This is a genomic window from Kitasatospora sp. NPDC004723, from assembly GCF_040609255.1.
Classification (GTDB): Bacteria; Actinomycetota; Actinomycetes; order Streptomycetales; family Streptomycetaceae; genus Kitasatospora.
The window spans coordinates 143,025-167,383 of record NZ_JBEXJT010000001.1 but is presented as its reverse complement, the minus strand read 5'-3'; the positions used below and the strand labels follow the sequence as shown (position 1 = coordinate 167,383).

Genomic DNA, 24,359 nt, shown 5'->3' with positions numbered 1-24,359 from the left:
GGCATCGGCTCAGTAGGCATCGGCGGCCCTCCGGCGGGCGAGTACGGCCTCGGCGAGGACGAGGTCCAGCGGACGGGTCACCTTGAACGCCTCCTCGTGGCCGGGCACCACGACCACCCGGCCGCCGAACCGCTCGACCAGGCCGGCGTCGTCGGTGACCGGCGGCAGGGCGGTCCCGGCCGCCCCCTCCGCCGTGCTCTCCTCGGCCAGCGCCTTGGCGTGCACCTCGGCCAGCGTGTCCCGGCGGAAGCCCTGCGGGGTCTGGACGGCGCGCAGGGTGGCGCGGTCCGGCGTGTCGAGCACCGGCTCGGGCCCGCCCGGCACCGGTTCGACCCGCTTGACGGTGTCGGCCAGCGGCACCGCCGGCACCACCGCCTCCGCCCCGGCCCGGACGGCGGACGCCACCGCGTCCACCACCTCGACCGGCACGAGCGGACGGGCCGCGTCGTGCACCAGCACGATGCCGACCTCGGCCGGGATGGCGGCGAGGCCCAGCCGGACGGACTCCTGGCGGGTCGACCCGCCGGCCACCACCCGGATGTCCTTGTCCTCGAGTCCGTGGCTGTCGAGCAGGGCGACCACCTCGGCCACCCCGTCGGCGGGGGCGGCGACCACGACCAGGCCGACCGCACGGCTGCGGGTCAGCGCCCGGACGGCGTGCACCAGGAGCGGCACGCCGCCCAGTTCACGCAGGGCCTTGGGGGCGCCCGGACCCAGGCGCTCGCCCCGGCCGGCGGCGGGCACGACTGCTGCTGCGACTGCTGCTGTGGCGTTCAGGTTTCACTCCTTCGGCGAAGTGGGTATGGCCATGGCGTGCACGACGGGCGCGGACCCCTTCCGAAGCACCACCGTCTTCCGCCCGCACAGCAGCAGAAACGGTCATGCGGACCCGAGGCCGGCCAGGCCGCTCGGGTGCGGGGGCGTCGTCCGGACACGCCTCAGCGCCCGAAGTGCCACTGCACCACCCACGGACCTTCGGTCCGGTGGGCGGCGCGCCGGCATCGGGCGCTGTGAGCGTTGTGGAGCGGACGGCCGCTACGAGGCGAGCACCTCGTCGAGCAGCGTCTCCGCCTTGTCCTCGTTGGTGTTCTCCGCCAGCGCGAGCTCGCTGACGAGGATCTGGCGCGCCTTGGCGAGCATGCGCTTCTCCCCGGCGGAGAGGCCGCGCTCGCGCTCGCGACGCCACAGGTCGCGCACGACCTCGGCAACCTTGATAACGTCACCCGAGGCGAGCTTCTCCAGGTTCGCCTTGTAGCGACGGGACCAGTTGGTCGGCTCTTCGGTGTACGGCGCGCGGAGCACCTCGAAGACCCGGTCCAGACCCTCCTGGCCGACCACATCGCGCACGCCGACGAACTCCGCGTTCTCGGCGGGCACGCGGAGCGTCAGGTCTCCCTGCTGCACCTTGAGCACCAGGTAGGTCTTGTCCACACCTTTGATCTGGCGAATTTCGATGGCCTCGATCAGCGCGGCCCCGTGATGGGGGTAGACCACCGTGTCGCCAACCTTGAACGTCATGTGACAGGACCCCTTCCGTGGCTTTCCAGAATAACACGCTTTTCGGCGCACCCGAAGGGCGTTTTCGCAGGTCAGGGCGGGTCTCGGGGCTTGACAAGGACCCCCATGACGTGCTGCGACCGGTGTTCGAGGAGGGCTTCCCGCAGGTCGGAGGCGGTTCCGCCGCCCGCTGAAACCTCTGGCAACACTCCCGAAACCGTGATTTGATCTTGAGCTTTCACCGTTTATCGGGCCGTTTCCGGATCGTGATCCGATCTTGGTCGGCGCTTGACCTGAACACGCGGACGTGCCGCCGTCCGGACGCCCGTCCACTCTCGCGGCGCGACACGAAGGGACCACCCCGTGAGGACGGCATAAGCGAGGTCGATAATCTGAGACCTGACCTTCCGACACGTGACTTAGGAGAAGCCGCCGCCGTGAGCCGCAGCCTTCGACGCGGCAGCATCGCCGCCATCGCCGCCCTGGCCATCGCCTCGCTGTCCTCCTGCGCCGCCGGGAACACCCCGGCCACGCTGCAGATCCAGCCGGACACCGCGTCGGCCACCCTGGGCACCGACGTCCGACTGAACAACATCGTCGTGGTCACCGGGAGCGAGACCGCCGGTGAGCACACCGGCCCCGCCAACCTGACGGTGAACATCAGCAACACCGGGACCGAGGTGCTCGAGCTGCAGTCCATCACCGTCGACGGCGGCACCGCCGCCACCTTCGCCGACGACAAGGGCGCCCCGCTGACCAGCATCTCCGTCCCGCCGCGCGGCGCCGTGCTGCTCGGCGGCCCCGGCAACCCGTCCGCCAAGGTCGCCTCCACCACCGTGACCGTGGGCGGCTACGTGGCGACCTCCTTCGCGTTCAAGAACCACGACAAGCTGGAGACCCAGGCCCAGGTCAACTCGAACACCGGCCTGTACAAGGGCTTCGGCCCGACCGCCCCGGCCGCCGCGCCGAGCAAGGCCGCCACTCCGGCCACCACGCCGGCCGCTCCCGCCGCCGGCGCCACCACCCCGGCCGCTCCCACCACCGGTGCGACCACCCCGGCCGCGACCGGCTCCGCCTCGGTCCCGGCGGTCCCGGCCGCCCACTGAGAGACCGGGCACCGTCCCACCGCGGACACGCGAAACGCCCCTCCGGCCGGTGCCGGAGGGGCGTTTCGCGTTCGGGTGGCCGGGCCGGGTCTACGGCTCGAACTTGTAGCCGAGGCCGCGCACCGTGACCAGGTAGCGCGGGGCGCCCGGGTCCGGCTCGATCTTCGCCCGCAGCCGCTTGACGTGGACGTCCAGCGTCTTGGTGTCGCCGACGTAGTCCGCACCCCAGACCCGGTCGATCAGCTGCATCCGGGTGAGCACCCGGCCGGCGTTGCGCAGCAGCATCTCCAGCAGGTCGAACTCCTTGAGCGGCAGGTCGACCTTGGCGCCGTCCACGGTCACCACGTGCCGGTCGACGTCCATCCGGACCGGGCCGGCCTCCAGCGCACCGGGGCCGCCGCCGTCGCCGGGACCCTCGTTCTCACCGCGGCGGCGCAGCACCGCGCGGATCCGGGCGACCAGCTCACGGGTGGAGTACGGCTTGGTGACGTAGTCGTCCGCGCCTATCTCCAGACCGACCACCTTGTCGATCTCGCTGTCCTTGGCGGTGACCATGATCACCGGCACGTTGGAGCGGACCCGCAGCTGGCGGCAGACCTCGGTACCGGGCAGCCCCGGCAGCATCAGGTCGAGCAGGACGAGGTCGGCGCCGTTGCGTTCGAACTGCTCCAGCGCGTCGGGGCCGGTGGCGGCGATGGCCACCTCGAAGCCCTCCTTGCGGAGCATGTACGAGAGGGCGTCGCTGAACGACTCCTCGTCCTCGACCACCAGTACTCGGGTCACGATCAGGCCTCCGGGGCAAGCTGGGGGGTTGTTTCTGACAGGGGTTCCGCGGAGTCCCCCGCACGGGGCCGGTCCACGGGAGCCTGCCCGGCGGGCAGGCGGAGGGTGAAGGTGGAGCCCTGGCCCTCGACGCTCCACACCGACACGGTGCCGCCGTGCGAGGCGGCCACGTGCTTGACGATGGAGAGGCCGAGGCCGGTGCCGCCCGTCTGCCGGGAGCGTGCGGGGTCGACCCGGTAGAAGCGTTCGAAGACCCGCTCGCGGTCCTTCTCGGAGATGCCGATGCCCTGGTCGGTCACCGAGATCTCGATCAGCTCGCCGTCGGCCTCGCCCAGCGCGGCGGCGCTGGATATCCGGCGGGTGGCGATGGCGACCCTGGTCCGCGGCGGGCTGTAGTTGACGGCGTTCTCGACGAGGTTGCCGAGCGCGGCGGCGAGCTGGCCGCGGTTGCCGTGCAGGTAGAGGCCGGCGATGCCGCCGGCCGCGATGAGGATCTGCTTGGCGGCGGCCTGCTGGCGGCAGCGGTCGATGGCCTCGGCGATCAGCTCGTCCACCGCGACCGGCTCCGGGTCGACCATCAGCCGGTCGTCCTGGACCCGGGAGAGGTCGATGATCTCCTGGACCAGGCTGGCCAGCCTGGTCGCCTCGATCTGCATCCGGCCGGCGAAGCGCTGCACCGCCTCCGGGTCGTCGGCCGCGTCCGCGACCGCCTCGGAGAGCAGCGAGAGCGCGCCGACCGGGGTCTTCAGCTCATGGCTGACGTTGGCGACGAAGTCGCGGCGGACGGCCTCCACCCGGCGGCGCTCGGTCTGGTCCTCGACCAGCACCAGGACCAGCCGGGAGCCCAGCGGGGCGACCCGGGCCGAGACCGCGAGCGGCTCGGCGGCGCGCGCCGCGCCCGGGCGGGGCAGTTCCAGGTCGAGCTGGCGGATCTCGCCGTCCCGGCGGGTGGAGCGGGCCAGCGAGAGCAGCTGGTCGACGGCGACTGCGCCGCCGCGCACCAGGCCCATCGCGTACGCCGCCGAGCTGGCCTTGACCACGTCGTCGCTCTCGCCGAGCACGATCGCGCAGGAGCGCAGCACGGAGAGCACGGTGTCGACCCCCGGGGGCAGCGGGGGTTCCTGCGCGGGGCCCAGGCTCTGGTGCCGGCCCTGATTGCGGTTGGTTCCGCCGTACCTGCCCCTCGCCTGCTCGCGCTCGCTCCAACGGAAGGCGATCGAGGCCGTGAGGCCGACGCCGAGCCCGGCTATGGCGCAGGCAGCGGCGGCGGCCACGTTCACGTCCATAACGCCAGCCTAAGCGCACGATGCGGGCGCTCCCCAAGGCCCCGATCAAGGGATCGGCCACGCGTTGCCGAGAATTCACCTTCAGGTAGCCACCGATTCACCGAACGGGTCGTGCGTGGTCGCCCGGACGGCCCACAGTGGGCGCCGGAGCCCGTGTGGGAGGGGTGGCCCGGCCGGACGGCCGCCCGCCGCCCCGGGTGTGCGCGTACGATGCGCGCCACCAGCAGCGGTCATCCATTCGTCGTTCAGATCGTCGTACCGGATGGCCGGTCGGCACCGCCACCGACACAGCTACTGAGGAGAGAGCATGCGCGACGCGTACCACGAGGAACTCGACTCGATCGGCGACAGCCTGGTCGAGATGGCCCGGCTGGTCGGTTCGGCCCTCGGCCGGGCGACCACGGCGCTCCTCGACGCGGACCTGGCGCTGGCGGAGAGCGTGATCGCCGCCGACCAGAAGATCAACGAGCTGCACCACGACCTGGAGAACCGGGCGATCGACCTGCTGGCCCGTCAGCAGCCGGTCGCCACCGACCTGCGCATCGTGGTCACCTCGCTGCGGATGAGCTCCGACCTGGAGCGCTGCGGCGACCTCGCCCAGCACGTCGCCAAGGTCGCGCGGCTGCGCTACCCCGAGTCGGCCGTCCCCGGCGACCTGCACGCGACGGTCCTGGAGCTCGGGCAGCTCGCCCAGCGGCTGGTCGCCAAGGCCGGTCTGGTGATCGCCACCAAGGACGTCGACAAGGCGCTGGAGCTGGAGCAGGACGACGACGCGATCGACGCGCTGCACCGCGAGCTGTTCGCGCACCTCATCGACGACCGCTGGCACCACGGCATCGAGACCGCGGTGGACGTCACCCTGGTTGGCCGCTACTACGAGCGGTTCGCCGACCACGCGGTCTCGGTGGCCAAGCGCGTGGTGTACCTGGTGACCGGCGAGCACGTGGACGAGTTCGTCGCGGCGACCGAGGCCGCCGCCGAGGTGGAGTGACCCCGGGCGGCCCCTCCCCCCTCGGGCGGCTTCATCCCCGGGGGTGAGTAAACCCCGGGCGGGGGGTGGTGGGGAAGCACGGGCAGCCGGGCTCCCCACCACTGCGCGCCCGTTGACGCTCCCTCCGGTCGGCGGCTTCACTCGATGCCGTAGGCACCGAGGTGTGCCCATCAGAAGGAGGGGTCAGCGCGATGAAGGCAAACCCGACCGGCCCGGCATCGGCTCCCGACACCATCGAACCCGTCGCCCCGAAGCTGCTGCCCGTCCTCGCGGCCGGCTGCGGCTGTGGACCGGGCTGCGGCTGCGGCTGCCAGTCCGGCGCGCCCTGCCAGTGCGGCGGGGCCGACGGCGGCTGCTGCGGCCACTGAGGCCACCCGTCCGACCCTCCCCCGGTGCTGTCGCGGAGCTCCGGGGTGCACGGCTGCCGTGGGAGACGGCCGTGCACCCCGGCCTCCTCACCGCCGGAGCGCCGACGGGGTCCACCGGGTGAGCGCCCGCCGCGCGGTGACCGCGCCGGCCGGGCCGGGCGTCAGAAGCTGACGTCCGTGCAGGAGTAGAAGGCGTTGCCGGTGTCGGCGACGTCCCAGACCGCGACGACCACCTGGTGGCCGGTCCGGCCGGCCGGCAGGGTCGCGGTGTGGCTGAGCGTGCTGGGCACCTGGGTGCCGTTGTAGGGCACGTTCAGGAACGGGGTCAGCTCCAGGTTGGCCCGGGTGACCGGCTGCGTCGCGTCGTAGCCGGGCTTGGTCAGGTAGTACCGGAAGCCCGAGGTGGCGTGCCGGGCGGTGAACCGCCAGGTGAAGGTGAGCCGCTGGCCCGCCGAGACGGCGGTGGTCGGCCAGGCCCCGCCACGCGGGTCGTCCAGCTCGGCGAACCGGCCGTTGCCGCCGGCGCAGATGGTGCCGTCGGCGGGCCCCGCGGCCGGGAAGCCCTTCGGTCCCTCGACGCTCTGCGGCTCCCAGCGGATGTCTCCGCAGTCGGTCACCGTGCCCGCGCCGCAGAGCGCGGCCCGGCTGGGCGGGGTGGTGATGTAGCCGTGCGACTGCGCCGGAAGGGCGACCGCGACCGGCACCGCGAGGGCGGCGGTCACGGCTCCGACGACATGACGTGTGCGCATGGTGCTCCTCCGTGGGGGTGGATGGAGAGTGCGCCGGGCGCGGACACGCGCGCGTGGGGGGCTGGCATGCCTGCGCCGGGTCGGCGCTCACACCGTAGGAGCCGCCACCGGGGCCGTCAATGGTCTGAACCACTTCTGCGACACATCGAACTCACCGCAGCCGCAGGCCAGTTGAACGCGAAGAGCCCCGCTCCCCCGGCGGGGGGAACGGGGCCCTCGACGGCCGGTCCGGGTTACTTCTTGCCCTGGTTCTTGACGGCCTCGATCGCGGCGGCGGCGGCCTCGGCGTCGAGGTAGCGGCCACCCTTGGTGACCGGCTTGAAGTCGGCGTCCAGCTCGTAGACCAGCGGGATGCCGGTCGGGATGTTGAGGCCGGCGATGTCGGCATCCGAGATGCCGTCGAGGTGCTTGACCAGCGCGCGCAGGCTGTTGCCGTGGGCGGTCACCAGGACGGTACGGCTGGCGGCGAGGTCCGGGACGATGGCGTCGTACCAGTACGGGAGCATCCGCTCGACGACGTCCTTCAGGCACTCGGTGCGCGGACGCAGCTCGCTCGGGATCTCGGCGTAGCGGGCGTCACCGGCCTGCGAGTACTCGGCGTCGTCGGCCAGCACCGGCGGCGGGGTGTCGTACGAGCGGCGCCACAGCTGGAACTGCTCCTCACCGAACTCGGCCAGGGTCTGAGCCTTGTCCTTGCCCTGGAGCGCGCCGTAGTGCCGCTCGTTCAGGCGCCAGCTGCGGCTGACCGGGATCCAGTGGCGGTCGGCCTTGTCCAGGGCGATCTGCGAGGTGCGGATGGCACGGCGCAGCAGCGAGGTGTGCAGCACGTCCGGGAGGAAGCCCTCGGCGGCGAGCAGCTCGCCACCGCGCGCGGCCTCCTTCTCGCCCTTCTCGTTGAGGTCGACGTCGACCCAACCGGTGAACAGGTTCTTCTGGTTCCACTCGCTCTCGCCGTGGCGGAGCAGGATGAGTCGGTACGTCGTGTCAGCCATGGCCCCCAGCTTAGTGGAGCCCGGAAAACCGCTGGTCGGGACCCGGACTCGACAGGTAAGGTGTGACCCTCGCCAGAGACTCTTACTCTCCTGCTGAGCGGTCCTGCCCGTGCGGCTCAGCGGACGTCCGCCTGCCCGGGAGCCCCCACATGCCCGATTCTTCCCTGTCCGCTCGCACCTCCAGAGCCGTCGCCGAGGCGGTGAGCGGACTCCCGCGCCAGTTCTGGTGGCTCTGGACCAGCACGCTGATCAACAAGCTCGGCGCGTTCGTGGTCACCTTCCTGGCGCTCTACCTCACGACCGACCGGGGCTACTCGGCCTCGTACGCGGGGCTGGTCGCCTCGCTGTTCGGCCTGGGCTCGGCGATCGCCGCGGTCGTCGCCGGAGTGCTGGCCGACCGGATCGGGCGGCGGCCGACGCTGGTCGCCGCCCAACTCGGCACCGCCCTGTTCACCGCGCTGCTCGGCTTCAGCGACGGACAGGTGACCATCGCGGTGGTCGCCTTCCTGGTCGGCTTCTGCAACAACGCGACCCGGCCGGCGACCTCGGCCATCATCGCGGACATCGTGCCCGCCGAGGACCGGGTCCGGGCCTTCGCGCTGAACTACTGGGCGATCAACATCGGCTTCGGCCTCTCCGCGGCGGTGGCCGGTCTGATCGCCACTCACGGCTACCTCACGCTCTTCCTGCTGGACGCGCTCTCCACGGTGGTCTGCGCGGTCGTCATCTTCGTGCGCATCCCCGAGACCAGGCCCGAGGCGCCCGCCGCGGCCCCGGGCGGCGCGGGGGCCCCGCCGGCGATCGGCCTCGGCGCGGTGTTCCAGGACGGCCGCTTCATGGCGGTGGTGGTGCTCAACCTGCTGCTCGCCCTGGTCGCCCAGCAGGGCTCCACCACGCTGGCCGTGGACATGGGCCGGGCCGGCATCACCTCCACCCAGTACGGCCTGGTGATCGGGCTCAACGGTCTGCTCATCGTGGTGCTGCAGATCCCGCTCACCCGGTGGATGGAGGGGCGGGACCGGACGGCGCTGCTGGTCGCCAGCGCGCTGCTGATCGGCTGGGGCTTCGGGCTGACCGCGCTGGCCGGCTCCTCCGCCTGGTTCTACGCCTCCACCGTGGCGGTCTGGACGCTCGGCGAGATCCTGAACGCGCCGACCATGATGGGCCTGGTCGCCGAACTGTCGCCGGCCGAGGCGCGCGGCCGCTACCAGGGCGTCTACTCGCTCTCCTGGTCGCTCGCCTCGTTCCTCGGCCCGGCGGCGGGCGGGGTGCTGCTGGAACGGGCCGGCAGCGGGGTGATGTGGGGGGCGTGCGCGGTGCTCGGCATGGCCGCCGCCGGCGGGTACGTGCTGCTCGGCCGACGGCCGGGGGCGGCGCTGGCGAAGCCCGTGGACCTGGCGGCGGCCCCGGCCCCGCGCGCGGAGCGGGCCGCGGCGCCGGGTACGGAGCGGGCTGTCGAGCCGGACCGGGCCGCGGCGGGCTGAGCCTCCCGGCGGGCTACTCCGCGGCGGGCCGCTCGGCGGCCGACGGCTCGGCGGCGGGCTGCTCGGCCGCGGGCTGCTCGGCGACCGGGGTGGCGAGGTGGGCGAAGGCGGCCAGGTTGCGGGTGGACTCCCCGCGCTTGGTCCGCCACTCCCACTCCCGCCGGATCGCGGTGGCGAAGCCCAGCTCCAACAGCGTGTTGAACGGCTCGTCGGCGTTCTCCAGCACCGTGCCCAGCAACCGGTCCACGGTGTCCGGGGTCAGCGCCTCCAGCGGCAGCCGGCCCGCCAGGTAGACGTCCCCGAGCCGGTCGATCGCGTACGCCACACCGTGGAGCCGGGTGTTGCGCTCCAGCAGCCAGCGGTAGACCGCCTCGTGGTTCTCGTCCGGGCGGCGGACCACGAAGGCGTTCACCGAGAGGGTGTGGTCGCCGACCCGCAGCGCGCAGGTGGTGCTCAGCTTCCGGGTGCCCGGGAGGGTCGCCACCAGGGTGTACGGGTCGGCGGTGGCCTGCTCCCAGGCCACCCCGGCCTCGTCCAGGGCGGAACGCAGGAGGGTCAGGGCCTCGTCCTTGGTGCGGATTGCCATGGGGGTGACGTTACTCGGCGGTACGCCCGGGCGCAGCAGTACACCGCAGCAGTGCAACCGCGGGACCGGCCCGGCCTCCTCCGGCTCAGGCCCGCCGCTGGCGCGCCCCGGCCAGCCGGCCGACCGAGCGGACCAGGCTGCCGGCGTACACCTCGGCGGTGGTCGCGGCGGCGGTGTCCCAGCCGAACCCGGCCGCGTGCCGGGCCGCCGCGTCGCCCCGCCGGGCCACCAGCTCCGGGTCGGTGACGTACGGCTCCAGCGCGTACGACCAGTCCACCGGGTCGTGGCCGCCCACCAGGGTGCCCGTCTCGCCGTCCCGGACGGCCACCGGCAGGCCGCCCACCGAGGCCGCCACCACCGGCGTGCCGCAGGCCTGTGCCTCCAGCGCGACCAGCCCGAACGACTCGCTGTACGAGGGCATCACCAGCGCCGTCGCGGCCCGGTACCACTCGGCGAGCAGCGCCTGGCCCACCGGCGGGTGGAACCGCACCACGTCGCCGATGCCCAGCTGGGCGGCCAGCTTGTGCAGGCTCTCCGGCCTGGCCAGCCCGGTGCCGGACGGGCCGCCGACCACCGGCACCACCAGCCGCTCGCGCAGCTCCGGGCGCCGCTCCAGCAGGACGGCGACCGCGCGCAGCAGCACGTCGGGGGCCTTCAGCGGCTGGATGCGGCCGGCGAAGAGCAGCACCGCGGCGTCGGCGGGCAGCCCGAGCCGGGCCCGGGCAGCCCGGCGGGCCTGCGCGGTGCCCGGTGCCGCCGGGCGGAAGACGTCCAGGTTGACCCCCGGGTGGACGACGGCCAGCTGGTCCGGGCGCGCGCCGTAGAACCGGGACAGCTCGGCGGCCTCCTCGGTGGTGTTGGCGATCAGCCGGTCGGCCGCCTCCACCACCTGGGTCTCGCCGATCACCCGGGCCGGCGGCTCGGGGGTGTCGCCCTCGGCCAGCGCCGCGTTCTTCACCTTCGCCATGGTGTGCATGGTGTGCACCAGCGGCACGCCCCAGCGCTGCGCGGCCAGCCAGCCGACGTGGCCGGAGAGCCAGTAGTGCGAGTGGACCAGGTCGTAGTGGCCGGGGCGGTGGCCGGCCTCGGTGCGGAGCACCCCGTGGGTGAAGGCGCACAGCTGGGCGGGCAGGTCCTCCTTCAGCAGGCCCTCGTAGGGGCCCGCCGTGACGTGCCGGACCAGCACGCCGGGGGCCAGCTCCACGGTGGGGGCGTCGTCCGAGCAGATCGCCCGGGTGAACACCTCGACCTCGATGTTGAGCTCGGCCAGCCGCTTGGCCAGCTCCACGATGTAGACGTTCATGCCGCCCGCGTCGCCCGTCCCCGGCTGGTGCAGCGGGGAGGTGTGGACGCTGAGCATCGCTATCCGGCGCGGACGGCGCCGACCGCCCTGGACGAGCGACTGGAGCCGGCCTCGCGCGGGCGTGGCCGGCTGGACACGGCGCACCGAACGGACGGGGTGCTGGATCACCTGGCTGAAGCCTCCTCGTGTACTGCCCGCCTGGGCAGCCGCGCTCGCCTGCCGTCAGCTGCCCGGTGTGCGTGCGCTGCCGCCAAGGCACACATCACCAACAGTGTGCCAACCACGCGATCACCGACCGGCATTCCCGGGCCGCCGCATGAGATGGGCCACGCCGCGGGCCGCCGCCGCGGGCCCCGTACCCTGTGGGACATGGCCGCCTCCTTCCCCGACACCACGACCGCGCCCGCCCGCGGACGGGCCGGGCGGCCGGTGGGCACCGTCACCCGCGGCACCACCAACACCAACCGGCTGCGCCGGATGGACCGCTGGATCGCCCATACGCTGGGGCCCGCGCTGCGCGCCGCCGAGCAGCCGCCGGTCGCCGTCGACCTCGGCTACGGCGCCGCGCCGTGGACGGCCGTCGAGCTGTCCGGCCGGCTGCGGGCGGTGCGGCCGGACGTCCGGGTGGTCGGGATCGAGATCGAACCGGCCCGGGTCGCCGCCGCGCTGCCGTACGCGGTGCCGCCGCTGCTGACCTTCCGGCGCGGCGGCTTCGAGGTGCCGCTGGACGGCGGGGCGCCCGCCCGGCTGATCCGGGCCGCCAATGTGCTGCGGCAGTACGACGAGTCGGCGGTCGCCGGGGTCTGGGAGCGGCTGCGCGCCCGGCTCGCCCCGGACGGACTGCTGGTGGAGGGCACCTGCGACGAGATCGGCCGCCGGCACGTCTGGGTGGCGCTCGGTCCCGAGGGGCCGCGGACGGTGACCTTCGCGGCCCGGCTGGGCGGCCTCGGCCAGCCGTCCGACCTGGCCGAACGGCTGCCGAAGGCGCTGATCCACCACAACGTGCCGGGGCGGCCGGTGCACGCCTTCCTGCGCGACTTCGACCGCGCCTGGGCGGCGGCGGCGCCGTACGGGGCGTTCGGTGCCCGGCAGCGCTGGGTGGCGGCCTGCACCTCGCTGGCCGGGGCGTGGCCGCTGGTGGACGCGCGCGGGCGGTGGCGGCAGGGCGAGGTCACCCTGCCCTGGTCGGCGCTGGCCCCGTAACGACGGCGGCGAACCGCCGGGTACCGGTGGCCGGACCCACGGTTTCACTCGAACGAGTTATCGAATATCTCTGGCGCGTTGACGCCTCGTCGCGCCACCATGGGACCCGACCGGAGGCTCACTCCCGTCCCGCCAGCCCCAGCTCCGACCGCACGCCCGCGAACACCTCGTACATCTCCGATCCGAACAAGACGAACCGCACCTCCTCGGGTCCGCTGCCCGGCTCCGCCGTCACCGCCGCGACGGTGCCGAGCGCGATCCTGGCCGCATCCGCCGGCGGCCACCCGAAGATCCCGGCCGACACGGCCGGGAAGGCCACCGTGCGCGCGTCCAGCTCCGCCGCCACCCGGAGCGACGCGCGGTAGCAGGAGGCCAGCAGCTCCGCCCGCTCCTCGTACTCGTCCGCCAGGTAGACCGGCCCCACGGTGTGCACCACCCAGCGGGCCGGCAGGTCGCCGGCCGTGGTCGCCACCGCCTGCCCGGTGGGCAGTCCCCGCCCGTACCGCGAGGCCCGCAGCCCGCGACACTCCTCCAGGATCCGCGCCCCGCCCCGGCGGTGGATCGCCCCGTCCACACCACCACCGCCCAGCAGGGAGGAATTGGCCGCGTTCACGACGACGTCCACCTGCTGAGCCGTGATGTCACCCTCGACCAGGGTGATCCGCGTCATCATCATGCAACCCCTCTCGTCGCCCGCCCCGGCACCCGCCGGAACGGTCCCCTGTTCCTGTCCCGCCAGCCATCCAACACACCGCCACCGGCATGGCGACAGCCCCGACGGTGCCGGTCGGTCAGAGAAATCCCCGGAGATCACGTTATGGTCGCCAGAAGTTCCCCGCCGCGAGCTGCCGAGCGGGCACTGCGGACGGACGCCGGCCGTTACGCATGCGGGGAAAGGGAGGATCAGCCGATGCCCGCAACGGGAGACGGGCGGGCACCTGGTGCCGCGGACCCGCCGGGCGCCCAGCGCGGCGCCCGCTCCGGGCGTGCCCGCGAACGGTCCGGCCCCGACGGCTCCCCCGCACCGGGCCGACCGCCGGCCGGCCCGGCCACCGCGCCGATACCCCACCCGCGGTCGGACACCGCCCCCGCGGGCCCGTCCGGCTCCGCCCCCAGCGCCGCCACCACCGCCACCGCCCCGCTCAAGCTGCTGGTGATCGAGGACGACGCCACCGACGCCCATCTGCTCAGGGCCGCGGTGGCCGACAGCGGCGCCCCGATCGAGATCCACTGGACCCGCGGACTCGACCAGGCCTTCGCGCTGCTCACCCCCACCGCCTCCGGATCCCGGCGCGGCCGCCCGCGCGGCCCCGAGTTCACCCGCGGCGACTTCAGCTGCGTCCTGCTCGACCTCGCCGCCTCCGCCGACCTGCCGCACCCCTCGGACCCCTCGGACGGTCTGGAGGGCCTGCACGAACTGCTCCGCCGGGCCCCGCACACCGCCGTCGTCGTCCTCACCGACGCCGCCGGCGCCGAACTCGGCGCGGCCGCCGTGGCCGCCGGCGCCCAGGACTTCCTGGTCAAGGACGAGACGGACGGCCCGCTGCTGGCCCGCGCCCTGCGCTACGCGGTCGAACGCAAGCGCGCCGACGAGTCGCAGCGCCGGCTCGTCGAGGCCGAACTGCGCGGCCAGGAGAACGCCCGACTGCAGCGCCACCTGCTGCCCACCCCGCTGCTCGACGGAGCCAACCTCTCCTTCACCCGCCGCTACCGCCCCGGCCGCCGCCGCGCCCTGCTCGGCGGCGACTTCTACGACGCGGTGCGCACCGAGGACGGCACCGTCCACGTGGTGATCGGCGACGTCTGCGGCCACGGCCCCGACGAGGCCGCGCTCGGCGTGGCGCTGCGGATAGCGTGGCGGACCCTGGTCTTCGCCGGCCTCACCGGCGAGGCCCTGCTCACCACCCTGCAGCACGTGCTGGAGCACGAGCGGCGCAGCGACGAGATCTTCGCCACGCTCTGCATGGTGAGCATCGAACCGGGCGACGCCACCGCCCCGGCGACCGCCGAACGGGCCCGGCTGCACCTCGCCGGCCACCCGCCGCCGCTGCTGCTCGGCGAGGACCACGCCCCGGTCGGCCTGCCCGCCGACCACGCCGGTCCCGCGCTCGGCCTGCTCCCCTGCGACGACTGCCAGGCCGTCTGGCCGGCCCACCGGTTCGAGCTGCCCCCCGGCTGGCGGCTGCTGCTCTACACCGACGGACTGATCGAGGGACGGATCGGCGCCGGCTCCCGCCGCCTCGGCCAGGACGGCCTGGCCGACCTCATCGGCGACCACCAGGCCGCCGGGCTCACCCGGGGCCGGCTGGTCGACAGCGCGATCGCCGAGGTCGAGGAGCTGAACGGCGGCGCGCTGACGGACGATGTCGCGGTGCTGCTGCTGGAGCGCAACCCGGCGCCGCTGCTCCTGGGATAGCTCCTCCGAGGCACCGGAAACGCCGGTGACACCGGGAAACGCCGAGCCCCGGCGTCCGCGCGGGTGGTCCGCCGGACGCCGGGGCTCGGTGCTCCCGCCGTCACCAGGGCCCGTACGGCCCCATGTTGCGCTGGTCGCCCCGGCCGCCGCCCCGTTGGGTGAGCGCCCGGATCGCCGGGCGGACGTCGACCACGTAGACGATCGCCGCGACCAGGCCGCCCAGGGTGAGGAAGCTGGTCATGAAGTTCGCGCCGAACAGCAGGTCCAGCCCGAACGCGATGCCCAGGAGCGCGAGCCAGAAACCCTTGGTCTTCTTGTCGGCCGCCCGGTAGGCGTCCTCCGGGCGGGTGGCGGCGTCGATCAGCGCGAACAGCTTGTAGCCCAGGATGGCGACGGCCAGCCACCAGAACGGATTCAGGTAGTCCAGGAACAGAATCTGGGCCACTCCGCCCATCACGGCCTCCTCGTCTCGCTGCGGCACCCCGTCCGTCCATCCTGGCACGGCGGGGCGTCCGCCAAGGGGTCAACGGCCCGGTGGCGCCCGATGCGCCCCGGTACCGCGCGGTGCTACTCCGCGCTCTTGCGGGACCGGCCGCGCTTCGGGGCCGCGGCGGGCGCCTCGTCCTCGGCCACCGCCTCCTCGACCAGCTCGCCCTCGACGAGTTCGCCCCCGGCCTCCTCGGCGTCGACCCGCTCGGCGACCGCCTCGTCCGCACCGGCCTCGGCGCCGCGCCCGCGGTCGACCGCGACCTTGCCGCGCTCGGCCAGCCCGTCGTAGGTCTCCTTGGCCTTCACCGCCAGCTCGACGGCGCGGCCGACCTGCTGGAGCGCGAAGGTCTGCGCCTTCTCCTGCAGCGTCCTCAGGTCGGCCGGCAGCGCGGTGACGGTGCCGGTGACCTTGGACTGCGCCTCGACCAGCCGGGCCTGGGCCTCGGCCAGCCGGGCGGTGGCCTTCTCCTGGGTGCCCTTGCGGTCGGCCGCGAGCGCCTCGACCTTGCCGGGCACCTCCCGCAGCTTCTCGTAGGCGAGGTCCCCGGCGCCGGCGAGCGCGTACAGCGGGGTGGGGTCGGTCAGGGTCTTCTTGATGTCGTCCGTGATCGGCACGGCCGGTCCTCCCGTGGTGTCTAGGGTGCCTTGCCCTCGTGCTCGTCCGCGCTCCCGCCCGCACCCTCGTCCGCACCGGGCGGTCGCCCGGCGGCGTTCTCCTTGAGGAAGGCGTCGTAGACCGCGAGCAGCGCCTGCTTCTGCTGCTCGTTGATCAGCGGATCGGCGAGGATCGAGGCCCGCAGTTCCAGGCCCTCACCACGCCGTTCCTCCAGGATCCCGGCCTGGACGTAGAGCGTCTCCGCCGAGATCCGCAGCGCCTTGGCGATCTGCTGCAGGATCTCCGCGCTCGGCTTGCGCAACCCTCGCTCGATCTGGCTGAGGTAGGGGTTGGACACGCCGGCGGCCTCCGCCAACTGCCGCAGCGAGTACTGCGCGTTGCGCCGCTGTTCGCGGATGTACTCGCCCAGCGAGCCGACGTTCAGGGAGGCCATGGGATCACCCTGCCCCACACTGCTTGCTTTTGCAAGCGCACCGCTAGCACCAGCAAACACCTCGGGAGCGCGCCGGTGTCGGGTCCGGTCAGACCGGGAGGCGGACCGGCATGAGCACCGAGAAGGTGCCCGGGTGCTCGGGGGTGCGGATGGCGAGCGGGGCGATGGGCCCGCCGAGTTCGAGGACGAGCTGCCCCGGGGCGCCGGCCGGGAGCGCCTCCAGCAGGAAGTCCCGGTTGACCGCCACCCGCAGGGCGTCCTGGTCGGACGCGTCGGCAGCGGGCGCCGCGACGGTGAGACGGCCGGCCTCGTCGACGGCCAGCACGGCGACCTCGCAGGCGGCACCGTCCGGGCCGGACGGGAGGGTGCGGGTCGGGGCGGACGCGACCGCCTCGCGCAGGTCGGCGGCGGGCAGGCCGACCCGGCGGACGGGGTCCAGCCGGATCAGCGCGCGGTAGTCGGGGTAGTCGTGGCCGAGCGCGACGCCCTCGATCCGGTGGCCGTCCACCGCGACGCCCACCGCCGTACCGTCCAGCACCAGCTCCGCCGTCCCGGCACCGGAGCCGAGCAGCGCGCGGAGGGCGTCGGCCAGGGCGGTCGGCACGATCGCGGCGGCGGAGGCGTCCGCCGCCGGGGCCTCGACCGGGACCTCGGCGAGGGCCATCCGGTAGCGGTCGGTGGCGACCAGCCGCAGCAGACCGCCGTCCAGGTCGAACAGCACGCCGGACAGGACCGGCAGCTCGGGGTCGCTGCCGACGGCGAAGCGGACCGCGTCCAGGGCCTCGGCCAGCGCGCGGGCGGGGACGGTGCAGCGGTACTCGACGGGGGTGGCGGTCATCGGGTTCTCCCTCTGGTCGATCAGTCGACGGATCAAGGAGAGCTCCCGGCGCGCGTCGGCGAGGCCGTGCTCCAGTCGGCGCAGGTGCGCGTCGAGCACCCTCCGGGCGGCGTCGTCGCCGGGGGCCGCGCCGAGCACCGCCCGGATGTCGGCCAGCGGCAGGCCCACCCGGCGCAGCCGGGCGAGCAGCCGGGCGTCGGCGAGTTGCTCGGGCGCGTACCAGCGGTAGCCGGTGCGCGGGTCGACACGGGCGGGGGCCAGTACGTCGGCGCCGTCGTAGAAGCGCAGGGCGCTCACGCTCAGACCGCTGTCGCGGGCCAGCTCTCCGATGCTGCGCAGGTCGCTCTCCATGCCGAGGACTCTGGGGCCTCGACCGGGTCGAGGGTCAAGCCGGACGGCCGACCGGCTCCGACCCTACCGGCGGGCCCCCGACCAGCATGGTTGAACTTTGAACGAAGTGGGGCTACAGTGGAGCCAACAAGTTGAAGCCTAAACAAATGGCTTCGAACCCGAGGAGGAGCCATGGGCCTTTTCAACCGCACCAAGAACACCGCCGCCGCGACCACCACTGCCGTCGCCGTCACCGAGGGCCCGGACCTCGGCCACCTCTCGGGCGACTGGACCATCGACGCCACCCACAGCGAGATCGGCTTCTCCGTCCGCCACGCGATGGTCACCAACGTCAAGGGCCGCTTCACCGAGTACGACGGCAAGCTGCACCTCGACGGCACCACGCCGACCAACTCCAGCGCCGTGCTGGTCATCAAGGTCGGCAGCATCGACACCAACCAGGCCCAGCGCGACGAGCACCTGCGCACCAGCGACTTCTTCGCCGCCGAGACCTTCCCCGAGATGAGCTTCCGCAGCACCTCCGCCGAGCGCCTGCGCGACGACTCCTACCGGATGACCGGCGAGCTGACCATCAAGGACATCACCCGTCCGATCGTCCTGGACCTCGACTTCACCGGCCACGCCGTCGACGCCTACGGCGCGGACCGGGTCGGCTTCGAGGGCAAGGCCGTCCTGGACCGCACCGAGTGGGGCCTCACCTACAACGCGGCCCTGGAGACCGGCGGTGTGCTGATCGGCGAGAAGGTGAAGCTCACCTTCGACATCTCCGCAGTGAAGGCGGCCTGACCCGGCCGACCGCGGCCCCGGGCCCTGTGGGGCCCTCCCCCGACCGCGGGCGCGCCGTCTCGACGCCCCCCTGCGACTGCGCGTCCGCAGCCGACCCCACCCCTGCCGACCCCCGAGCGGCAGGGGTGGGATCGTCTTCGGCTCGAACAACCGTCCGACGCCGGGTGATTCCTGATCCGGCGCAATTTCGCACACCGTCTTCTCCGCGCACCGCCTCCGCCTGGCCTCCGCCTGCGCCGGGGAGCACGCCGCCCGGGCGGCGGACCGCTCAGGGCGCCAGCAGCGCGGCGTCCGCCGCCGGGAGCCAGCTGTCCGCCGGGCGCCGCAACCACCCCTCCCGAGCACCGAGTTCGACGGCCGCGGAGAGCAGCGCGGTCAGCCCGGGATGCCGCAGGTCCGGGCGGTGCACCAGACTCACCAGGCTGAGCGGCACCGGCTCGGCCAGCGGCACGTTCACCGCACCCGGCAGCACCGGACCGCCGGCGGTGGTCAGCATCGGATCGCCGTGCCGGGCGAGGTAGCGGGCCGTCTCGTCCACCCCGACCGGCGGGACGCGCGGCGGCGCGGGCGTCAGGCCGTGCTCGCGCAGCAGCCGCAGGCCGAGGTCGGTCCACTCGGTGGTGGCCGGATTGCCCGCGCAGACGTCCACCGGATGGCCGGCCAGGTCGGCCGGCCGTAGCACCGGCCGCCCGGCGAGCGGATGGCCGGCCGCCATCATCACCGAAATCCGCTCGAACCGGATGGGCCGCTGGGCGAGTTGGGCGCGCACCCCGGAGGCCAGGCCGGCGAAGCGGCCGAACGAGACGTCCAGCCGGTGGGCGAGCAGTTCACCGGCGGCGGCCGCCAGCCCACCGTGGAAGCGGGCCAGGAGCTCGCCCTCCGGCCAAGCGGCGCGGGCCCGGTGGAGCAGCCGGTAGCCGGTGAGGTCCGGTCCGGTGACGTCGCTGTTGAGGTCCAGCAGCAGCGAACGGTGCGCGGCGCCGGCCAGGATCTCGTCGTGCAGCGCCAGCAGCCGGCGCGCCTTGGGCAGCAACCCGCGCCCGGCCGCGGTGAGTTCGACATTGCGCGTGGTGCGGGTGAACAGCGCGTCGCCGAGCAGCCGTTCCAGCGTCCGGACATCCCGGCTGAGCGCCTGCTGGGCCACGTGCAGACGCTCGGCGGCCCGCCCGAAGTGCAGCGTCTCCGCGGTCGCGACGAAACCGCGGAGCAGGCGGGGGTGCAGGTCACGGGGCATGGCGGCAGGCTAACAACGTCCCCGGGGGCGGGCGGGCCGATTTTTTCCGGCCACATTGACACCACGCTGTTGTCAGTGCGGCAGAACAGGTGTTGGACCACGCACGGCCGGCGGCCCGAGGCTGAGGGGCCGTCCCCTCCCCCTCTCCCCGCGGAGTCCCATGTTCTCCCCGTACCGACGCCTGTTCGCCCGGCCCGGCACCACCGCCTTCACCCTGGCCGGGCTGCTCGGCCGGCTGTCGATGTCGATGACCGGGGTCTCGCTGGTGGTGCTGATCGCCGAACGGCGCGGCTCGTACGCGCTGGCGGGCACCGTCGCGGCGACCGGCCTGGTCACCGGGGCGATCGGCATGCCGGTGATCGGCCGGCTGGTCGACCGGTTCGGGCAGGCGCGGGTCACCGTCCCCGCGGTGCTCTACTGCGTGGTGCCGCTCTCCGGACTGCTGCTCTGCGTCCGCACCGGGGCTCCCGACTGGACGCTGTACGTCTGCTGGGCGGCCGGCGCGGCGGCACCGAACCTCGGCGGCATGGCCCGGGCCCGCTGGGCGCACCTGCTCCGGGACGAGCCGGACGAGCGGCACCTCGCCAACTCCTTCGAGCAGGCGCTGGACGAACTCTGCTTCATGGCCGGCCCGGTGCTCGGCATGGTGCTGTGCACCACGATCGCGCCGGAGGCCGGACTGCTCACCGCCGGCGGGCTCGGCGCGGTCGGCGGGCTGCTCTTCGCGGCCCAGCGCCGCACCGAACCGCCGACCGCCGGACACCCGGCCGCCGGACGGCACGGCTCCCCGCTGCGGGTACCGGGGCTGCGGGTGCTCACGGTGACCTTCCTCAGCACCGGCATGATCTTCGGCGCGCTCGACCTGACCACCGTCGCCTACGCCGACGCGCTGGGGCACCGGCCGGTCGCGGGCGGTCTGCTGGCCCTGGTGGCGGCCGGGTCCTGCGTGGCCGGGCTGGTGTTCGGCACGCTGCGGCCGAACGGGCCGGCGGGCGTCCGCTTCCTGCGGGGCCTCGCGGCGATGGCGGGACTGCTGCTGCTGCCGCTGGCGGCCGGACTGGGCGGCGTGGGACTCGTCCTGCTCGGAGTGGCGCTGTTCGCGGCCGGGACGGGGACCGCGCCGACCATGGTCACCGGCATGATGCTGCTCCAGGAGCTGCTGCCGCAGCGGCAGTTGAACGAGGGCATGGCGATCGCGGTGTCCGGCATCGTGGTCGGCATCTCGGCCGGCTCGGCGCTGGCGGGCACGGTCGCCGAGCACGCGGGACCCGGCGCGGGCTACTGGATCCCGGCGGGGGCGGCGGCGCTCGCCCTGCTGATCGGCCTCGCCGGCCACCGCCTGCTGGCCGTGCCGGCGGAAGCTCCCCAAGGCGTTGTCGGTGCCTCGCACTAACCTTCGGGCCATGACGACAGCGAGCACCATCGGCTACGTCCGTGGCGATGCCACGGCACCCCTGGGCAAGGGGGTGAAGGTGATCGCGCATGTCTGCAACGACGTCGGGGGCTGGGGGAAGGGGTTCGTGCTGGCCGTCTCCCGACGCTGGCCGGAGCCGGAGGAGGCGTACCGGCGCTGGCACCGCGAGCGGGCGGGGAACGACTTCGGGCTCGGCGCCGTGCAGTTGGTGCGGGTCGACAGGTACCTCTGGGTGGCCAACATGGTCGGCCAGCGCGGCATCCGCACCGGCCGCTCCTCCGGGCCGCCGGTGCGGTACGAGGCGATCGACACCGCACTGGCGACGCTGGCCGGGCACGCGCTCGACCTGGGGGCGTCCGTGCACATGCCGCGGATCGGGTGCGGGCTGGCGGGCGGGCGCTGGGAGTCGGTGGAGCCCCTGGTGACCGCCCGGCTGACCGGCCGGGGGGTTCCGGTGACGGTCTACGACCACGACTGACGGGCGAGTTCGGAGGCCGGCCAGGTGTACTCGTACTCGGGCAGCGTGTGGCCGCCGGGGAAGACGCCCTCGCGCGCGGCGGTGCGGTGGGCGCCCTCGCGCTCGTAGAAGGCGATCGCGCGGGTGTTGGCCTGCAGCACCTCCAGGTAGAGGTCCGTCCCGGGGTGGCGGTCGGCCATGTGGGCCCGGGCGGCGGCCAGCAGCTCCCGGCCGATGCCGCCGCCGGTCAGCCCGGGGCGGACGTGCAGGTTGTCGAGCAGCACCCGGCCGTCCCAGTGCGGGACGAGGTAGGCGAACCCGACGACGTCACCGTCCCGTTCGGCGATCAGCAGTTCGGGGGTGTTCTCCGGGCCGCCGTAGTCGGCGGCCAGCCGCAGTTCCCAGATCTCGCGCCGCTCGGCGGCCAGTCCGTCGCCGAGCGCTTCGGTGGGGACGATGCCGGCGTACGCGGTGCGCCAGCTGGCGGCGTGCAGTTCGGCGACGGTCTCGGCGTCCCGGGTACCGCCCGGACGGATCACGGTGCTCATTCGACAAGCCTCTCATTCGCGCTTGAACGCGTTCAAGCGATGACCTAGAGTCAGGGCATGCCTTTGAACACGTTCGAAAAATGTGGTGGGGAGGCGTCGTCACCGGACGCGGAGGGGGCGTCCGGTGCCGCGAACGCCGACACCGCCTGGGACTGATCCGATCGGGCTAGGCTCGGGGCCGTGGACGACCTGGCAGCGACGAACGGCACGAACACGGCGAACGGCACCAACGGCGTGGACGGGGGCGCCGGATCCCCCGCGGAGTCCCGCGGCAGCCGCGCGCAGCCGAAGACCGACAAGAGCGAGCAGACCCGGGCCCTGATCCTGGAGACCGCGATGCGGCTCTTCCAGGAGCGCGGCTACGAGAAGACCACCATGCGCGCCATCGCCACCGAGGCGGGCGTCTCGGTCGGCAACGCCTACTACTACTTCTCGGCCAAGGAATTCCTGATCCAGGGGTTCTACGACCGCATGACGTACGAGCACGCGGCGGACGCCAGGAACCGCATGGCGCACACCCGGGACTTCAGCGAGCGCCTGGAGATCGCCCTCGCCTCCTGGCTCGACACGGCCGCCCCGTACCACGAGTTCTCCGCCCAGTTCTTCCGCACCGCCGCCGACCCGAACAGCTCGCTGAGCCCGTTCTCCAACGAGTCCCACCCGGCCCGGGCGACGGCCGTCGAGCTGTTCCGCGAGGTGCTGCAGGGCTCCGAGCTGGCACCGAAGCTGGACGCCGAACTGGTCGACCTGCTGCCCGACGTGCTGTGGCTGTACCTGATGATCGTGGTGCTCTACTGGGTCTTTGACCGGACCCCGGACACCGAGCGCACCCGGGAGTTCGTCCGGCGGTCGGTGCCCATGGCGGCCCGGGTGATCAACCTTTCGCGCTACCGGGTGTTCCGGCCGATCGTCCGTGACGCCAAGGGCCTCATCCAGGACTTCATCCTGCCCACCATCGGGAAGACCGCGGTGAAGTAGCCGCGGAACGGCCACCGCACGGCGGACGCCCCCGGCCGTGCGGACCGGGGGTGACGACCGATCAGAATCCGTCGATGTTCCAGGCCAGCAGTGGCCTGCGCAGCAGCAGGTCCGCGGCGGCCACCGCGCCCGGGCGCAGCTCGGTGACCAGGCCGGCCAGCGCGATCCGGGGCAGCGTCTCGCCGGCCAGGTAGAGCGTGCCGAGCGCCGAGGCGTCCAGCGCCAGGTCGGCCTCGTCGGTCGTCCGGGTGCAGCGGCCGGTGCCGTCCGCGGCGACCTCGATCGCCCAGCGGCCGGCGGCGTAGCCCTCCCGGTCCTCGACCTCCAGCACCACGCGGCCGGGCGCGCCGTACGTCCGGGCGCTGAAGGCGGCCTCGACGTCCAGCACCCGCAGCCACATGAAGTCGGCGTTGTCGACGTGCGGGGTGGCGGCGCGCGGCTCGTTCAGCAGCATCGGCAGCGGGTCGTCCGGTCCGACGTTCTCCACCGAGACCTTGCGCACCCAGTCGACCGAGAAGAGGTAGCTCCACAGCGCGTGGGCCGTCGGCCGGTCCAGCGCGAAGAGGTCCAGGACGGTGAGCGTGCAGTTCGGGTAGGAGCCGTCCCAGGTGTCGTCGATCTTGTAGACGGCCAGGCCGGTGGCGGTTCCCTCGGCGTCCCGGTGGACGACGGCGAAGGGCTCCTTCCAGTCGAAGCCGGGCACCTCGATCTCACCGGTGTGGCGCTGCCAGGTCAGCTCGTCGCGGTCGATCACACCGGGCTGGGTGACCCGCCAGCGGTCGAACAGCTCGGGGCCGATCTTGCGCAGCTCCGCCATGTCGACCAGGTCGATCCGCCCGCCGGGCACGGTGGGCAGGCCGGCCCGCAGGCCGCCGGCGCGGAGCAGGTCGATGTTCCAGCCGTGGCCGCGGGTGGCGGGGCCGAAGCCGTACCGGCCGTAGATGTTGTACTCGGCGGCGATCAGGATCGCGACGGCGGCGCCGCGCTCCCGGGCCGCGGCGAGGTCCCCGGTCATCATCCGGCGCAGCAGGCCGCGCCGCCGGTGGGTGGCGGTCACGGTGACGGCGGTGATCGCGTCGGCCTTCACCACGGCGCCGCCGGGCACGGTCAGTTCGGCGTCGAAGCTGCGGAAGGTGGCGACGATCCGGCCGTCGTCGAACGCCCCGAGCATCCGGTCCGGCTTCCACTGCCGGCGGCGGAACTCCGTCGCCCGGCCGACGTGCGGCCGCAGGAAGCCGACGGCCAGCGCCCGGTCCCACGCCTCGACCTCGTCCTCGCCGACCGCCCGGACCTCGATCCCGTCGACGATGTCGCCCTGCTCCTTCGAACGCTGTTCCTTCAGACGGCCACTGCCCGGATCGCGGGGGCCGTCGTTCGCCTCGTTGCCCATTCGCTCACCGTACGGCGGGATTTCGGCGAAGGCATCCCAATTATTCCGGGTGCGGAGCACG

26 protein-coding genes are annotated in these 24,359 nt (G+C 73.6%); 10 read left to right on the top strand and 16 right to left on the bottom strand.

Annotated features, from left to right (window positions below; genetic code table 11):
- Nucleotides 1-9: 9 nt before the first annotated feature.
- Nucleotides 10-777: a 2-C-methyl-D-erythritol 4-phosphate cytidylyltransferase gene (gene ispD, locus ABZW10_RS00835; RefSeq protein ID WP_355358870.1), complete on the bottom strand. Its 768-nt coding sequence runs from the start codon at nt 775-777 to the stop codon at nt 10-12.
- Nucleotides 778-1,035: 258 nt separating this feature from the next.
- Complete coding sequence (locus ABZW10_RS00830; protein ID WP_030244332.1) at nt 1,036-1,518, bottom strand: CarD family transcriptional regulator; 483 nt, start codon at nt 1,516-1,518, stop codon at nt 1,036-1,038.
- Between the two features lie 416 nt (nt 1,519-1,934).
- On the opposite strand from ABZW10_RS00830, the gene ABZW10_RS00825 reads away from it, so the two are divergent.
- Complete coding sequence (locus tag ABZW10_RS00825) at nt 1,935-2,603, top strand: hypothetical protein (RefSeq protein ID WP_355357755.1); 669 nt, start codon at nt 1,935-1,937, stop codon at nt 2,601-2,603.
- A 90-nt stretch (nt 2,604-2,693) separates the two neighbouring features.
- Here ABZW10_RS00825 and ABZW10_RS00820 read toward each other — a convergent pair whose 3' ends face one another.
- Together ABZW10_RS00820 and ABZW10_RS00815 are read right to left on the bottom strand one after the other, a co-directional pair.
- Complete coding sequence (locus ABZW10_RS00820) at nt 2,694-3,386, bottom strand: response regulator transcription factor (protein WP_030305055.1); 693 nt, start codon at nt 3,384-3,386, stop codon at nt 2,694-2,696.
- 2 nt (nt 3,387-3,388) lie between these two features.
- Entirely contained in the window at nt 3,389-4,672 is a 1,284-nt protein-coding gene (locus ABZW10_RS00815; RefSeq protein ID WP_355357751.1) for an ATP-binding protein, read from the bottom strand.
- A 307-nt stretch (nt 4,673-4,979) separates the two neighbouring features.
- On the opposite strand from ABZW10_RS00815, the gene phoU reads away from it, so the two are divergent.
- A complete protein-coding gene (gene phoU, locus ABZW10_RS00810) occupies nt 4,980-5,663 on the top strand; it encodes a phosphate signaling complex protein PhoU (RefSeq protein ID WP_355357748.1) in 684 nt (227 codons plus the stop codon).
- Between the two features lie 191 nt (nt 5,664-5,854).
- Entirely contained in the window at nt 5,855-6,031 is a 177-nt protein-coding gene (locus tag ABZW10_RS00805; RefSeq protein WP_355357745.1) for a hypothetical protein, read from the top strand.
- A gap of 161 nt (nt 6,032-6,192) precedes the next feature.
- On the opposite strand, the gene ABZW10_RS00800 is transcribed toward ABZW10_RS00805, so the two are convergent.
- Both ABZW10_RS00800 and ABZW10_RS00795 read right to left on the bottom strand, forming a co-directional pair.
- Nucleotides 6,193-6,780: a lytic polysaccharide monooxygenase gene (locus tag ABZW10_RS00800; protein ID WP_355357742.1), complete on the bottom strand. Its 588-nt coding sequence runs from the start codon at nt 6,778-6,780 to the stop codon at nt 6,193-6,195.
- A gap of 233 nt (nt 6,781-7,013) precedes the next feature.
- Nucleotides 7,014-7,772 carry a phosphoglyceromutase gene (locus tag ABZW10_RS00795; RefSeq protein WP_355357739.1) on the bottom strand — a complete coding sequence of 253 codons (759 nt, stop codon included), beginning with the start codon at nt 7,770-7,772 and terminating at the stop codon, nt 7,014-7,016.
- A 149-nt stretch (nt 7,773-7,921) separates the two neighbouring features.
- Here ABZW10_RS00795 and ABZW10_RS00790 point away from each other — a divergent pair, with 149 nt between their 5' ends.
- On the top strand, nt 7,922-9,256 hold the full coding sequence (locus ABZW10_RS00790) for an MFS transporter (RefSeq protein ID WP_355357736.1): 1,335 nt from the start codon (nt 7,922-7,924) through the stop codon (nt 9,254-9,256).
- A gap of 13 nt (nt 9,257-9,269) precedes the next feature.
- Here the strand turns inward: ABZW10_RS00790 and ABZW10_RS00785 are convergent, their stop codons facing one another.
- Both ABZW10_RS00785 and mshA read right to left on the bottom strand, forming a co-directional pair.
- A complete protein-coding gene (locus ABZW10_RS00785; protein ID WP_355357733.1) occupies nt 9,270-9,842 on the bottom strand; it encodes a YbjN domain-containing protein in 573 nt (190 codons plus the stop codon).
- A gap of 85 nt (nt 9,843-9,927) precedes the next feature.
- The gene (mshA, locus tag ABZW10_RS00780) at nt 9,928-11,313 is read right to left on the bottom strand and encodes a D-inositol-3-phosphate glycosyltransferase (protein ID WP_355357731.1); all 1,386 of its coding nucleotides are present in this window, start codon (nt 11,311-11,313) and stop codon (nt 9,928-9,930) included.
- Between the two features lie 201 nt (nt 11,314-11,514).
- Here mshA and ABZW10_RS00775 point away from each other — a divergent pair, with 201 nt between their 5' ends.
- Entirely contained in the window at nt 11,515-12,348 is an 834-nt protein-coding gene (locus ABZW10_RS00775; RefSeq protein WP_355357728.1) for a class I SAM-dependent methyltransferase, read from the top strand.
- Between the two features lie 118 nt (nt 12,349-12,466).
- On the opposite strand, the gene ABZW10_RS00770 is transcribed toward ABZW10_RS00775, so the two are convergent.
- The gene (locus ABZW10_RS00770; protein ID WP_355358867.1) at nt 12,467-13,018 is read right to left on the bottom strand and encodes an O-acetyl-ADP-ribose deacetylase; all 552 of its coding nucleotides are present in this window, start codon (nt 13,016-13,018) and stop codon (nt 12,467-12,469) included.
- 240 nt (nt 13,019-13,258) lie between these two features.
- On the opposite strand from ABZW10_RS00770, the gene ABZW10_RS00765 reads away from it, so the two are divergent.
- Nucleotides 13,259-14,764, top strand: coding sequence for a fused response regulator/phosphatase (locus tag ABZW10_RS00765; RefSeq protein WP_355357725.1), 1,506 nt, complete (start codon nt 13,259-13,261; stop codon nt 14,762-14,764).
- Between the two features lie 100 nt (nt 14,765-14,864).
- Here the strand turns inward: ABZW10_RS00765 and ABZW10_RS00760 are convergent, their stop codons facing one another.
- The 4 genes from ABZW10_RS00760 to ABZW10_RS00745 form a co-directional block, all read right to left on the bottom strand.
- Nucleotides 14,865-15,218: a DUF2516 family protein gene (locus ABZW10_RS00760; protein ID WP_355358864.1), complete on the bottom strand. Its 354-nt coding sequence runs from the start codon at nt 15,216-15,218 to the stop codon at nt 14,865-14,867.
- A gap of 113 nt (nt 15,219-15,331) precedes the next feature.
- Complete coding sequence (locus ABZW10_RS00755; RefSeq protein WP_355357722.1) at nt 15,332-15,868, bottom strand: hypothetical protein; 537 nt, start codon at nt 15,866-15,868, stop codon at nt 15,332-15,334.
- Nucleotides 15,869-15,888: 20 nt separating this feature from the next.
- Nucleotides 15,889-16,302: a helix-turn-helix transcriptional regulator gene (locus ABZW10_RS00750; RefSeq protein WP_355357719.1), complete on the bottom strand. Its 414-nt coding sequence runs from the start codon at nt 16,300-16,302 to the stop codon at nt 15,889-15,891.
- Between the two features lie 88 nt (nt 16,303-16,390).
- Nucleotides 16,391-17,491 carry a MerR family transcriptional regulator gene (locus tag ABZW10_RS00745; RefSeq protein ID WP_355357716.1) on the bottom strand — a complete coding sequence of 367 codons (1,101 nt, stop codon included), beginning with the start codon at nt 17,489-17,491 and terminating at the stop codon, nt 16,391-16,393.
- A gap of 171 nt (nt 17,492-17,662) precedes the next feature.
- Between ABZW10_RS00745 and ABZW10_RS00740 the strand changes: the two genes are divergently transcribed.
- Nucleotides 17,663-18,277, top strand: a complete 615-nt coding sequence (locus tag ABZW10_RS00740; RefSeq protein WP_355357713.1) for a YceI family protein — start codon at nt 17,663-17,665, stop codon at nt 18,275-18,277.
- A 268-nt stretch (nt 18,278-18,545) separates the two neighbouring features.
- Here the strand turns inward: ABZW10_RS00740 and ABZW10_RS00735 are convergent, their stop codons facing one another.
- Nucleotides 18,546-19,511, bottom strand: a complete 966-nt coding sequence (locus ABZW10_RS00735; protein WP_355357710.1) for a LysR family transcriptional regulator — start codon at nt 19,509-19,511, stop codon at nt 18,546-18,548.
- Between the two features lie 160 nt (nt 19,512-19,671).
- Here ABZW10_RS00735 and ABZW10_RS00730 point away from each other — a divergent pair, with 160 nt between their 5' ends.
- The gene (locus tag ABZW10_RS00730; protein ID WP_355357707.1) at nt 19,672-20,904 is read left to right on the top strand and encodes an MFS transporter; all 1,233 of its coding nucleotides are present in this window, start codon (nt 19,672-19,674) and stop codon (nt 20,902-20,904) included.
- A 10-nt stretch (nt 20,905-20,914) separates the two neighbouring features.
- Nucleotides 20,915-21,403, top strand: a complete 489-nt coding sequence (locus tag ABZW10_RS00725; RefSeq protein WP_355357704.1) for a macro domain-containing protein — start codon at nt 20,915-20,917, stop codon at nt 21,401-21,403.
- Here the strand turns inward: ABZW10_RS00725 and ABZW10_RS00720 are convergent.
- Nucleotides 21,388-21,930 carry a GNAT family N-acetyltransferase gene (locus tag ABZW10_RS00720; RefSeq protein ID WP_355357701.1) on the bottom strand — a complete coding sequence of 181 codons (543 nt, stop codon included), beginning with the start codon at nt 21,928-21,930 and terminating at the stop codon, nt 21,388-21,390. The genes ABZW10_RS00725 and ABZW10_RS00720 overlap by 16 nt on opposite strands.
- A 180-nt stretch (nt 21,931-22,110) precedes the next feature.
- On the opposite strand from ABZW10_RS00720, the gene ABZW10_RS00715 reads away from it, so the two are divergent.
- On the top strand, nt 22,111-22,908 hold the full coding sequence (locus ABZW10_RS00715) for a TetR family transcriptional regulator (RefSeq protein WP_355357698.1): 798 nt from the start codon (nt 22,111-22,113) through the stop codon (nt 22,906-22,908).
- 61 nt (nt 22,909-22,969) lie between these two features.
- Here the strand turns inward: ABZW10_RS00715 and ABZW10_RS00710 are convergent, their stop codons facing one another.
- Nucleotides 22,970-24,298 (bottom strand): GNAT family N-acetyltransferase, encoded by a 1,329-nt coding sequence (locus tag ABZW10_RS00710; protein ID WP_355357696.1) that lies wholly within the window; start codon nt 24,296-24,298, stop codon nt 22,970-22,972.
- Nucleotides 24,299-24,359: the final 61 nt, after the last annotated feature.

Bases quoted from the DNA above. Each gene is read 5' to 3' on its own strand.
- ABZW10_RS00830 (WP_030244332.1), bottom strand. From the start codon at position 1,518: ATGACGTTCAAGGTTGGCGACACGGTGGTCTACCCCCATCACGGGGCC.
- ABZW10_RS00815 (WP_355357751.1), bottom strand. From the start codon at position 4,672: ATGGACGTGAACGTGGCCGCCGCCGCTGCCTGCGCCATAGCCGGGCTC.
- phoU (WP_355357748.1), top strand. From the start codon at position 4,980: ATGCGCGACGCGTACCACGAGGAACTCGACTCGATCGGCGACAGCCTG.
- ABZW10_RS00805 (WP_355357745.1), top strand. From the start codon at position 5,855: ATGAAGGCAAACCCGACCGGCCCGGCATCGGCTCCCGACACCATCGAA.
- ABZW10_RS00800 (WP_355357742.1), bottom strand. From the start codon at position 6,780: ATGCGCACACGTCATGTCGTCGGAGCCGTGACCGCCGCCCTCGCGGTG.
- ABZW10_RS00795 (WP_355357739.1), bottom strand. From the start codon at position 7,772: ATGGCTGACACGACGTACCGACTCATCCTGCTCCGCCACGGCGAGAGC.
- ABZW10_RS00790 (WP_355357736.1), top strand. From the start codon at position 7,922: ATGCCCGATTCTTCCCTGTCCGCTCGCACCTCCAGAGCCGTCGCCGAG.
- ABZW10_RS00785 (WP_355357733.1), bottom strand. From the start codon at position 9,842: ATGGCAATCCGCACCAAGGACGAGGCCCTGACCCTCCTGCGTTCCGCC.
- ABZW10_RS00775 (WP_355357728.1), top strand. From the start codon at position 11,515: ATGGCCGCCTCCTTCCCCGACACCACGACCGCGCCCGCCCGCGGACGG.
- ABZW10_RS00770 (WP_355358867.1), bottom strand. From the start codon at position 13,018: ATGACGCGGATCACCCTGGTCGAGGGTGACATCACGGCTCAGCAGGTG.
- ABZW10_RS00765 (WP_355357725.1), top strand. From the start codon at position 13,259: ATGCCCGCAACGGGAGACGGGCGGGCACCTGGTGCCGCGGACCCGCCG.
- ABZW10_RS00760 (WP_355358864.1), bottom strand. From the start codon at position 15,218: ATGGGCGGAGTGGCCCAGATTCTGTTCCTGGACTACCTGAATCCGTTC.
- ABZW10_RS00750 (WP_355357719.1), bottom strand. From the start codon at position 16,302: ATGGCCTCCCTGAACGTCGGCTCGCTGGGCGAGTACATCCGCGAACAG.
- ABZW10_RS00745 (WP_355357716.1), bottom strand. From the start codon at position 17,491: ATGGAGAGCGACCTGCGCAGCATCGGAGAGCTGGCCCGCGACAGCGGT.
- ABZW10_RS00740 (WP_355357713.1), top strand. From the start codon at position 17,663: ATGGGCCTTTTCAACCGCACCAAGAACACCGCCGCCGCGACCACCACT.
- ABZW10_RS00735 (WP_355357710.1), bottom strand. From the start codon at position 19,511: ATGCCCCGTGACCTGCACCCCCGCCTGCTCCGCGGTTTCGTCGCGACC.
- ABZW10_RS00730 (WP_355357707.1), top strand. From the start codon at position 19,672: ATGTTCTCCCCGTACCGACGCCTGTTCGCCCGGCCCGGCACCACCGCC.
- ABZW10_RS00725 (WP_355357704.1), top strand. From the start codon at position 20,915: ATGACGACAGCGAGCACCATCGGCTACGTCCGTGGCGATGCCACGGCA.
- ABZW10_RS00720 (WP_355357701.1), bottom strand. From the start codon at position 21,930: ATGAGCACCGTGATCCGTCCGGGCGGTACCCGGGACGCCGAGACCGTC.
- ABZW10_RS00710 (WP_355357696.1), bottom strand. From the start codon at position 24,298: ATGGGCAACGAGGCGAACGACGGCCCCCGCGATCCGGGCAGTGGCCGT.